This is a genomic window from Bacillus sp. N1(2025) (assembly GCF_053470005.1).
Genome location: NZ_JBLTJB010000001.1, coordinates 660,915 through 673,530, shown reverse-complemented (window position 1 = coordinate 673,530; position 12,616 = coordinate 660,915). Strand labels below are relative to the sequence as shown.

At 50.5% G+C, this 12,616-nt stretch carries 1 protein-coding gene; it reads right to left on the bottom strand.

The window, feature by feature from the left end:
- Positions 1-7 precede the first annotated feature (7 nt).
- On the bottom strand, positions 8-12,601 hold the full coding sequence (locus ACNFN4_RS03715; protein WP_448199995.1) for an SDR family NAD(P)-dependent oxidoreductase: 12,594 nt from the start codon (positions 12,599-12,601) through the stop codon (positions 8-10).
- Between the last annotated feature and the right edge of the window lie 15 nt (positions 12,602-12,616).

Sequence of the window (12,616 nt, the reverse complement as noted above, 5' to 3'; positions counted from 1 at the left end):
CATTACGCTAATCCCTGTAAAAACCGATCGTTCTTTTTACAGCGGCTTCTATGCTTATTTCGTTTCTCTCCAATTCATCAAGCAGGTGTTCATAAGTCTCAAACGGGGACATATCAGTCTCACAAGTCTCCCGGTGCCTTATATGCTGCGCACTGTGCGGTATCCAGCAATGTGTTTTCGCAAAAGGATAGACGGGCAGGCTGACTTTTTTTGGCCTTTCGTCCGGATATAATTTATTCCAGTCGACATGTAAACCTTGCACCCATAATTTTGCAAGTATTGCATACTTTCCTGCTTCCATCCATTGATCTACGGTTCCGCTCATTTCTGCGTTGTCCGTCATCTCTGTAAACAGCTGTTTCATCGCTTTGTTCCGGCCTGTAAAGAAATTCTGCCCCGTCTCCTTGCCGCTGAGGAAATCATTCAGCGCGTTCGTAAGCTCTTCTTTTGTTTCAGCAATGACGGCAAGGCGCTCTTCCATTTCATCCCGGCCAAGCTGAAGCGTATAAGCGATACCCGCAAGAGCTCCGTCAGCTGAATGTGACTTTTCCAAATATCTGCGCAGCTGTTCCGCACGTTCCTTCAGCTGTTCCGCCGTCTTTGCCGAGAGAATGAATAAGGACGGCTGAAGTTCACCGGACGTCCATTGTTTCTCTTCAACAGGAGAAACATATTCTTCGAGCACGACATGAGCATTGACACCGCCAAATCCGAACGAGCTGACACCCGCTCTCCGCGGCAGTTCATTTCCGCTATCATCAGTCGCCGCTTTCCACGGCTGAGTATCGCGGACGAAATAAAACGGGCTGCCGTCGAGGCTGATATACGGATTAACGGTTTCACAATGCAGACTTTTAATGAGCGTTTTGTGCTGCATCTGCAAAATAATTTTTAAAAGCCCGGCCATGCCGGCGGCAAGCTCTGTGTGGCCGATATTCGTTTTGACGGAACCGAGGCCGCAATGAGGCTGATCGGGCGCCGTTACTCCGGCTTTCTGATAAAGCGCTGCAAAAGCCGCTTTGAGTCCGTTGATTTCTATCGGATCTCCGAGCGCCGTTCCCGTGCCGTGAGCTTCAATATAACTCACTGTACGGGGGTCGATGTTCGCTTGCTGATACGCTTTTATCATGACTTCTGTCTGTGCTTTCGGATTCGGCGATGTAAGGGAAGCCGCCCGTCCGCCATGATTTTCCGCCGTTCCGCGAATAACGGCATAAATACGGTCGCCGTCACGTTCCGCAGCGGATAATGTTTTCAAAACAATCATGCCGGCACCTTCAGCTCTGACATACCCGTCCGCTTGATCGGAAAATGTTTTGCAGCGCCCGTCTTCACTGAGCATTCCCGCTTTATTAAAGCTGATATGCATATCCGGCGACACAATGGCATTGACGCCTCCTGCAATCGCGATGCCGCAGTCTCCGGCCTGAATTGCCCTGACCGCACGGTGAACAGCGACCAATGAGCTTGAACAGGCGGTTTCAATCGGTTCGCTCGGCCCATGTATATTCAGAAAATAGCTCATGCGGTTCGGACCGATTGACGGAACCGTTCCGGCGGCGGAAGAACCCTCAATCTCTATATGGAACTTTGAAGCTTCCTGAGCGTAACCGCTGTTTGTCGTGCCTGCAAAAATGCCTGTATTTGTACCTGACAGGCTTTTGGCAGAGCAGCCGGCATCTTCAATCGCTTTCCATACATGCATCATTAAAAGTCTTTGCTGAGGATCCATCATTTCGGCTTCATGCGGAGAAATACCGAAAAATAAAGGATCAAATTGAGCGGTTTCATCAATGAAGCCGCCCCACTTTACATTGCTCGCATTTTTATCTTTCTGCGGATCTCCGTAATACTGTCTCCAGTCCCAGCGCTCCGGCGGTATTTCAGAAATGCAGTCCTTTTCTCCGGCTAAATTCTCCCAAAACATTTCCGGATTTTCAGCCATTGGAAATGCACAGCTGATTCCGATTATCGCCACGGGCTCAGGTGCAGCTGCGGTTTTTGTTTTAGGAAGGCGGGACGGAATCGAGAATGGCTCCGTCTTCATTTTTTTACGCACAACCGGTTTCTCCGTTTCTGTTTCTGCCTGTGAGCCGAATGTATCCGGATGTTCCGTCAGCAAGTATTGGGCAAAACTAAAGACTGTCGGGTATTCAAAAAACACGGCCGGTGTCAGTTCAAGCCCATACGTTTTATTTAGTTCATTTGCAAACTGCGTGAATGAAACCGAATCAAATCCATAATCTCTCATCTCTGATTCAGCATCTATTTCTTCTTCTTTCACCTTCAGAATGCCTGATATCATATGTTTGAGTTCTGCTTGTACTTTATTTGGCAGATGGACGTGCGCCTTCGTTGAAACATGAATGCTACGGGACGGGTCCGGCGTTTCAGGCATCAGGTTTTTTCGAATCCGTTTTTCGTCGCCTTCTGCCACCATGACCTGGTGTTCTCCGGAGGCAAAAGCGGCGTAAAGCGCTTGGATGCCTGACGCCGATCGCATGGCTTTCATTCCGGTCTGTTCGTACATCAGCCGTTCGGTCTCTTTGTCCACGCGCATACCGCCCTCTTCCCAAAGCGGCCAGTTGACGGACAGGGTCTGCCCGCTCCGCTTGTTGTCCCGCACGAGACGGTTTCGGCGGGCTGCATAAACATCCATAAATGCGTTGGCTGCCGCATAACCGGCCTGTCCCGGATTTCCCATGCCTCCCGCCAAGGAAGAAAACAGGATGAAAAAGTCCAGCCGCACATCTTTCGCTGCTTCATCAAGATTGATAAGCCCTTTCACTTTCGGCGCCATGACGGCCTTCCGTTCGTTTTCTGTCTGGTTCAGAATGTAATTGTCAGCGATCACGCCGGCGCCGTGAATAATCCCGTCGAGTGTTCCATGCTCCTCCTGTATGCCGCGGACGAGGGCGATGACCGCCGCCCTGTCTGTCACATCTACCGGTTGATACAGTACGCGGGCACCCGTCGCTGCCAAGCGCCGTAAGCGGGCGGAGCGCTCTTCATCAAGCGCTTCCGCCCTCCCCGTTAAAACGAGGACGGCGTTTTTGACGCGGGAGGCTATTTCTTCAGCGAAAATCAGGCCGATGCCGCCCGCTCCCCCGGTGAGGAGGTAAACCCCTTCGTCTTTCCACGGAACGGTGCCGCTTTGAGGGGCCGGCAGATGACGCCAGTTTCTGACGAGACGTTTGCCGGCTTCATAACGGATTTCCGCTTGTTCAGGATGGGCCCGGTTTTCTTTCAGCTTGGCAAGAAGCGCTGATGCTGACTCGTCCGGATCGGCTTGGATGACTTGGCCGTACAGCTTCGGATGTTCAAGGTGAGCCGTTTTCAGAAAAGCGGCCAGCCCCGCCAATACATTGTCTTCCCCCCTGTCGGGGACAAGAAGCTGGATCAGCGTTTTTTTCTTCTGTTTTTCTTTGATAAGACGCGTGACGATCGCTGACAGCTCCGCCGCGCAGGCGTCATAACGGTCTTCAATCGGACCTTCGCCGTCAGCCGCACATACGGCGCCGCTTATGTCCTCAGCGTTCATTCCGCCATACAGCGTCACGTATCTGAAAGACTCTTCTTGTCCGCCGCCTTCATCCGGCGGTGATTCCTGCCACTTTGACTGAAGCAAGAGCGGTTTTTCCTCCGTTCCCTCTTCCAGAAAACGGGCGGTGAGTCCCGTCAATCGGACACATACCGCGCCGTTTTCGTCACACAGCTCAATATGATAGGCGCCGGCCGCTGAGGAAAGCACCGCCCACATCGTCTCACGGCACGCAGAAAACACCTGCATATCCTGGAGGGCAAACGGCAGAAACGGCCGTCCGGACGCAGAACCGTCCGAGAGCACGAGACCGATAGAAGCCTGAAGAGCGGCGTCCAGCATGCTCGGATGCAGGATGAACGGCTCCTTTTCTTCGCGGGCGGACGGCGGAAGAGTGAGCTTCGCGAGCACTTCTCCGTTTCCGGCATAGACGGCGTCAAGCGCCTGATGCGACGGTCCGTAGGTGATGCCGAGGCTGTCGAACGCTTCATAACACTCAGCCTTTGACATGCGCCGGCCGCCGCAGCGCGCCTGAACCGCTTCCACATCGAGAACAGGAGCACGCTCCGTCTCTTCGAACACGGCCTTTCCCTGGAAAAAGACAAGCGGCTCTTCCCCTTCGGCATACGCTTCAAAAGCGATGTCTCCGTTTTCTTCCGGCTGAAGCTTTACATGAAGCGTCACTCCTTCAGAAAGCGCCGTCACCGGCCGGAGCCAAACAATCTGTTTGAGCCGGACACCCGTTTTCCCGCCGGGCAAGTCTTCAGCGGCAAGTGTAACGGCGGCCCGGGCCATTTCTAAAGCAGCTGCGCCCGGAAGCACCGGTTTTCCATTGACGATATGATCGGCAAAAAACGGTTCATGCCCTGAAAAAACAGAAGTAAAACGCTGGGCGGTAAAGGTCGATGTATTCGCGTGGAGCAGCGGGTGAAGTCTGGCTGCTTTCTCACTTTCCGCTGAGCCTGTTTTGTCAAGTGACACATCAGCTTTTGTCACCCAATATCGGTCTTTGGCAAAAGGGTAGGCCGGGAGACTGATACGGCCCGGGTTGCGCTGATAAAGAGCTGACCAATCGACGTCAAGTCCTTTAACCCAAAGGTCAAGCAGCTTTCCGTATTTCCCTTTTTTCAGCCAGGCATTTATGGTAAGCGCCATATCTTCATCAGAAGTGAGCGAAGCCGCCAATGAATGATGTTTGGCTGTCCTGCCCCGCCAGATATGAGCATGGTCGATATTATGATCGTTTGAGAAACTCATAAGCTTCATTTTCAGTTCTTCTATCGACTCGGCCGTAAATGCAAGCCGCTCAGCCATCGGTTCTCTTCCCGCCTGAAGCGTGTAAGCGATCTTGGCCAAATCCCCGTCAGAACGTTTTTTTCTTATGAGATCATCCAGAAGCTGGCGGGCGCGCTCTGTCAATTGCTGCTCATTTCGCGCTGATAAAATAATAACAGCCGGTTTTTGCGGAGAAACAGCTGCGGTTTCCATTGGTTTCAGGCTGTCAGACGGCACATATTCCTGAATGATGACATGCGCGTTTGAACCTCCTGCTCCAAACGAGGAAATGCCGGCAATTCTCGGATATTCCTTCATTTCACCCGTGATATTCAAGACAGGTCGTTTCCATTCCGTTTCTTTTTGCTGTACGAAAAACGGAGTGTGCTCAAACTCAATATTCGGATTCAATTCCGCCGCATGCAATGAAGGGGCAATCCTCTTATGTTTCAATTGCAAAAGCAGTTTGGTGATCCCCGCAATCCCGGCAGCGCTTTCTAAATGTCCGATATTTGATTTAATGGAACCGATGGAACAAAACTGCCGGTCTTCTGTTGTCAGGCGAAAAGCTTTCGTTAACCCGTCGATTTCAATCGGATCACCGAGCGCAGTGCCCGTTCCGTGGGCTTCCAAGTAACTGACCGTTCTCGGGTGAATGTCTGTCCGTTTCAACGTCTCTGCGATCAGATCAAACTGCGCTTTCGGATTCGGCACCATATAAGCGTTTGTCCTGCCTGCTGCGTTCAGCATGCTTCCTTTGATAACGCCGTAAATATGATCGCCGTCTTTCTCCGCTTGAGCAAGCGGCTTTAACACAATCGCCCCTACTCCTTCACCGTCAACAAAACCGTCCGCACTGTCTCCGAAAGATTTGCATTTATCACCGGGAGACAGCATTGAAAAAGCGGACAGCCGCTCATAGTGGGCCGGATCAACGATAAGATTGACTCCGCCGGCAATCGCTGTTTCACTCATTCCGCTCCGCAGGCTTTCTGCGGCGAGATGGACAGCTGTTAAAGAAGAAGAGCATGCTGTATCCACAGCCATACTCGGCCCTTGGAAGTTGAACAAAAACGATACTCTGTTTGCGATAGACCAGTCGCTGGGGACTGTCGGGTAATTGCTGTTCATCACACCGACAAAGACTCCGATTTTCCGGCTGTCACAAAGCGCGGCCGGGGTGTACCCCGCATCTTCAATGCTTGAATAAGCAGTCTGCAGAAACAACCTTTCCTGCGGATCCATCCTTTCAGCTTCCGCGGGAGATATACGGAAAAACAGCGGATCAAATGTATCAATGTCATCGAGAAAACCGCCCCATTTTGAATAAATGGACCCCCATTTTCCGCGTTCCTCGTTATAAAACGTTTTCCAGTCCCAGCGATCTTTCGGCACTTCAGTAATAGAATGCCTGCCGGCTTTTACATTTTCCCACAGCTCATCAACGTGATCGGCGCCCGGATACCGGCCTGACAGACCGATGACAGCGATATCCCGGATATAGGGATCTCCGTTCGTCCTGCTGCCTTCCTCGTTTTGAGGAATCTTGTTTTGTTTTACATTCAGATTATCTGTGTGATCAGACAGCTGCTCCTCACGCACACCCATCGCTTTCATAAATGCTCCCCGCTGAGAAAGAAGCAGGTAATCCGCGATTTCTTCTATCGTCTGATATTCAAAAAAGAGGGTGCTGGTCATTTGGTCAAACACGTTACGAAAGGCATTTGTGAGCCGGACGACCAGAATAGAATCCAAACCGTATGCGGTTAAGGAAACCGACGGATCCATTCTCCCGCTCGGAATCTTCAGCGTTTTTCCTATTAATTCCGTCAGATATGTGATGCCCCGTTCTCTTACGTTTGGAATCGGCGCGGCGCTTTCTGCGGGAGCCTGCACCCGTCCGGCGTTTTCGGGATGAGCCGGTCCATTCCCGAATTGCCGCTCGAGCGCTTCTTTACGGGAAGACAGAAAGTAATCAGCAAGCTCATCAATGGTTTGATATTCAAAAAACAAAGTGCTGCTGACAGAACCGAAGACGTCTTTTAACGCGTTGGTCAGTCTGACGACCAGTATGGAATCCAATCCGTATGCGGTTAAAGGTTCATGGGATAAAAGACGATGCGCCGGCACTTTAAGCGCTTCACCGATTACCTTCTTCATCAGTTCAACGCTTTTTTCTCTCAGGCTGAAATGCAAGGTATCATCCGAAAGACCATCTGCGTCATACGGACGGCACTCCGGCTTTTCTTCTGACGCCTGCGGGAGGGCAAGCCTGACCGTTCCGTCACTTTCAGCCGCTATAATCTGCTGGCCTAAGTCGTGTGCGGCTTCAGCCGGAAACAGAGGATGGACGAATCCTTCAAGCGAAAGCGCTTCCGCCCAGCCGGCCGGCTCAACCCCCGGACAGCCCGGAATCCGTAAATCATGATCCTCATACAGCCACCAGCCTTCAAGAAGGCCGAACGTCACATGGTTGAATATGGTGCGGCTGTTGATCTCATTTATAAACAGCTGGCCGTTTTTTTGCAGCATTGCTTTCGCATGGCGCAGCGCAGAGCGGATATTTTTTGTCGCATGAAGCACATTGGTCGCGATCACTGCGTCATACGTGCCGATGTCCGGCGCTTCTGTTGATACCGGCTGCTCAGCGTTGAATATTTTATAAGTGACATAAGGATATTCCGGACCGAATATGTCTTCCGCATGTAAAAGAAATGCTTTAGAAATATCCGTGAAACAATATTCGGCAATATGCGCTTCATACGGTTTCAATTTTCTCATGACCGCGGCGCTCGTCCCGCCCGTTCCGGCTCCGATTTCTAAGATGCGGATTTTCGCCTGCGGGTCTTTTTCCAGACGTTCCCGCAGAACTGCAATCAATGTGTCAGCAAGCTTGTCATTGAAAAAATCAGAAATGATATTATTGCGGTAAATGCCTTCCACAAGACGGAAGGAGGAGTCAGGGAACATCACTTCCGTTGCCGGAAGCTTACCGGTTAAAATGTCTGGAAGCACACGCAATGTCTCTTCTGCCAATCTGACATGCGCCCTCATGTCTTTCTGGCGCAGCCAAGTCTCTTTTTTCCGCTCCCATTCCTCCCACACCTGCCCTAGATCCGTTTTTTCCGGAGCAAGCGCTAATTCAGTCAGGAGGACAAAGCTCTCTTTCAGCCATCTGCTGTATTGTTCCGTTATGCCGGCAGCCGATTGAAATAACGGCAAAGCCTGATCAAGCCCGGCTCCCATCTCATAAAGGGTTGATACAAGCATTTTTTCAATAAGGGACTCCATCTCTCTCATGCAGCTCATGACACTTGATGCTTTTAACCGCTCAGCTTCGTCATTCTGCGTGATGTTAACCGCTAATTGTCCGAGTGCGGAAGGAATCTTTTCCGGATAAACCGTTACTTGTTCTTTCAAATCGTCCTTCATAAAAAGCGGATCTGTCGTTTTAATCAGCGCCAGCTGGTCATGAGGTCCGGAAAGCAGGGTTTCCAGCGTTTTCATCGCTTCGGGCGCCTCAATAGAAGCGATTCCGTCCCGCTCCATCCGTTTCCGGTATTGTTCTGAAGCGACAACGCCGACACTTCCCCAAAAGCCCCAATTGACAACTTTTACGGCATACGGCGCTTTCTGTGAGATCCGCTTAGCAAAAGCGTCTTTAAACGTGCACCCCGCGGCATAATTGCTTTGTCCCGGCGCTTTTTGAAACGACATCATCGAAGAGAAAAACAGCAAGAAATCCAGTGGTTCCCCTTCAGCTACCCGGGCAATCTGCAAGCTGACATCAGTTTTTGCAGAAAGTGAAGCGCGGAACTGATCCTCTTCCATATTGGCAAAACTTCGGTCTGATAACACGATGGCGGAATGAATGATTCCGCGGACCTTTCCATTTTCCTTCACAATGGTGTCATACGCCCGTTTGAGAGAGTCATAATCCGCAGCATCCGCGCTGAAATATTGCGGTGCGGGACCTAAAGCCGCAAGTCTTTTCAGCTTTCTTTCAATCTGTGTATCTTTTTTCCGTCTCCCGATCCAGACAATTTTCGCCTGATAGGTCTGAATCATATATTCAGTCCATACTTCTCCTATTCCGCCTGCTCCGCCGATAATCACATAAATCCCGCCGTGCCGGTATAATGAAGGCTCATCTGCATGAGGCCGGCAGACGGCCAATTGCTGTCGGTGCCACTGACCTGCACGAAAGACCCACGGATTTCCCTCGGGGTCCGCCGGTAAAGAGAAGACATGGGGAAGATGCCGGTCTCCCCTTTGAGATTCCAAATCAAGAAGCCGGATGCTCCAATTGGTGTATTCTTTTGCGAGCGATCCCGCTAATCCGTGTATGCTTGCATGACTCGGATTGACCTCATCATGTTCATGAATCGGCTGTGCTTGAAACGTGCAGATTGTCAATGATAGTTGTTCCGTGTCAAAATTCAGAAACAGAAGCGCTTTTATCAGCCGGAAAAGCTGCATGACCCCGTGCTCCTGTCCCTCGGCCGTATCCGCATCATAAACGGATGGAATGGGATGATCCGGCGCCGCCCATATCATGTGTTGAAAAGAACCTTGCGCTTTCAGTGTTTCAGCCATTTGTTCCGCGCTGTCCAAAGAAGTGATGTCCGGAAAACGGACATCGGAATACATCTCTTTCAAAGCCTGCTGAACATCCGGCCCGGCCCCGATGACGATTATTTTTTCTTCACGCATGAAAGACATGTCGGTTTCCGGAATGGTGACGGTGTTCCAAACCGGTGTCATAAGCAATTCCGTTTCACGGCTTTTCTTCGGCGTGACGCCGGCTTTTTGGTTAAACCCAGCGCTTTCCTGCACCTCTTTTATGATAAAATCTTTCACTGCCGCCAGCAGCACGCCGCGGTCATCACAAATATGCAGATCAAATTGGTGAACGGAGGCCGCTTTTACCTCCGCATGCACAAATACGGTTTTCGCTAACGGTTCAAGCAGCTGTATTTCTCCGAAGGAAAACGGTACGATAAGCGCAGGCTCTTTTTGAAATTGCAGCACATGCGCCATTGCAGTTTGAACAGCGCCATCCATTAAGGACGGATGTAGGATGTACTGTTTAAAATCGGCTTCCAAGTGTGACGGGAGCGTTAATTTGGCCAGTGCTTTCCTTTCTGTATAAGAGAATTCGCGGATGACCTGAAAACTGTCCTTTTGCACGATTCCCGCCTCAGAGAACGAGTGATAGATGTCTTTCGGCTCCGTTCTCTGCGCAAATGGCGCCGGGAGCTGAAAAGCCGGGGCCTCAAAAGACGCTCCTTTTTCTTTACAAATCACTTCTCCTTGCGAAAAGAGGGTGCCATCCGCTCCTTTTTCTTTAATGACATAGCTTATACGCTCTTTTTCTGCTTCAAACTCTATCATGACGGATGTTGGGTCTGTCCCTGTCACAATCGGCTCCATGTACCACACACTTTGAAGAGAGACGACCGGGCGTTCTCCCCACAATTCCGCGCCGTATGCCGCCATTTCCAGATGACAGACTCCGGGAAGCACATATTTTTCGTTCACTAAATGATCTTTAAAGAAATATTCATCCTTGGAAAATATCTTTTGAAACATCCCTTTCCGGGCGGATGAAATATTCTCATCAAGCAGAGGATGCAGCGCTTCACGCCTTTTGGTATTTTGGGGCTTTTTTGTATACCGCTTTTTTTGATCGGTCAGCCAGGACGTTTCCTTTAAAAACGGATACGTAGGAAGCGGAACTTTCTGATACGGCGTTTCCGGCTTTTTGCAACCTTGAAGGCCTTTCACCCACAGCGCGGCAAATTTCTCAGGATCTGAAACGGATTGGCCTGAAACGTCCGGCCGCCCGGGTGACGCTTTTCCGAAGTAAATATGCCTTTCGTCTCTGTGACCGCTTACAAATCCGTCCAATCGCTGTTTCAGCTCAGAAAGGGATGATGCAATGACAGCAAGCCGGAAGGAGAAAGGCTCTCTGCCTGACAATAGGGTGGCAGCGATATTTTCCAGAGTGTATCCGCCGGCAGAAGACGGGTTTTCCAATCGGGTAAGAAAAGAGCTTAATTTCCCGGCATATTCTTTCAGCTGCTGTTCGGAATGTGCGCTTAATACGACAGCATGCGGTTTTTGCTCAGTATTCTTGTCCGCTTGCCGTTCTGGCTGATAAGCACCTACGATCAGATGGGCATTAGAGCCTCCTGCGCCGAATGAACTGATTGCGGCGATTCTCGGTTTATCTCCTTCAGCCGGCCACGGCCGGTTGTTTCGGACGACATAAAATGGCGAATCAGAAAAAGAAATCTTGCGGTTCAGTTCCGCGGAGTGCAGACTGGCGGGAAGCGTTTCATGTTTCATGCTTAAAAGCACCTTGATTAAACCGGCGATCCCTGCAGCCGCTTCCAAATGTCCGATATTGGATTTCACCGAGCCGATTCCGCAGTAATTTTTCTCATCGGTCTGTTTATCAAATGCCATAGACAGGCCGCGTATCTCAATCGGATCGCCGAGTGCCGTGCCGGTTCCGTGAGCTTCAATGTAGCTGATATCCGCCGGACTTACCGCGGCTCTGTTTAGAGCGGATAAAATCAGGTCCCGGTGCGCTTCCGGATTCGGCACCGTATACCCGGTCGTTTTGCCGCCGTGATTAGTGGCGGACCCCTTAATGACACCGTAGATGTGGTCTTTGTCCGCAATCGCTTTTTTCAATGGTTTTAATAAAACGGCTCCCGCGCCTTCGCCGGGCACGTAACCGTCTCCGCCTTCACCGAAACTGCGGCATTTTCCTTCAGAAGACAGAAAATGCGATTGGCTTAAAAACATGTATTTTTGCGGATGTAAGCTGAGGTTGACGCCTCCGGCCAGCGCCATTTCACAGTCGCCTGACATAATGGCCTGACAAGCCTGATGGACGGCGACAAGCGATGAAGAACACGCCGTATCAACAGCGATGCTCGGGCCATGGAGATCAAGGAAATAAGAAACCCGGTTCGGAATGCCCCAATATAAGGAGCCGGGGCCTTTGTACTGATCTTTGAGGAAACCTTCTTCGTGTGCAATTAATGAATATTCATTCCAGGTCACTCCGGCGAATACACCGATTTGATCCGTCGGCCTCGCCGCCGGGTTCCCGTAACCGGCATCCTCCATCGCTTCCCAGCAGCACGTGACATACAATTTTTGCTGAGGGTCCATTAAATCAGCTTCCCACGGGGAAACAGAAAAAAACAGCGGGTCAAATTGATCCGGATGATCAATAAAACCTCCCCATTTACTGTATGACGCGTATTCTGCCGTTTTCTCTTCCGAGTAATAAGAGCTGTCCCATCTATCCTCTGGGATTTCGGAGACACAATCTTTATTTTCTATTAAATTGTTCCAAAAATCATGCTGGTTTTCCGCTTTCGGAAACATCCCGCTCATTCCGATAACCGCAATATCAGAGCTCCCGTCCGTTCCCGGTTCAGGCACCTTTTCAGCCGCCTGTACAGGAAGCAATTCTTCTTCCTGCCGGCTTCCCGTATCAGGCTCCGTTTCTTTGAATTCAAGAACGCTTTCGGGATTTCGTTTCTGCGCACTTAAAAACTCACTCAATTTCTCAATGTTCGGATATTCAAACAGCAGCGTTTCAGAAAGGCCGGTAAATTCTTTATGCAATATGGTCATGATTTCTTCACTGATGAGAGACGTCACGCCAAGAGTAAAAAAAGCGGTTTTATCTTCTGCTTCGGTCACCTCGGCACCCAGCTTTTGCGCTATTACCGTTCTTAAAAATTCGTTAATACATTTCATGAGGATACCATCCCT

Bases quoted from the DNA above. Each gene is read 5' to 3' on its own strand.
- ACNFN4_RS03715 (WP_448199995.1), bottom strand. From the start codon at position 12,601: ATGAAATGTATTAACGAATTTTTAAGAACGGTAATAGCGCAAAAGCTG.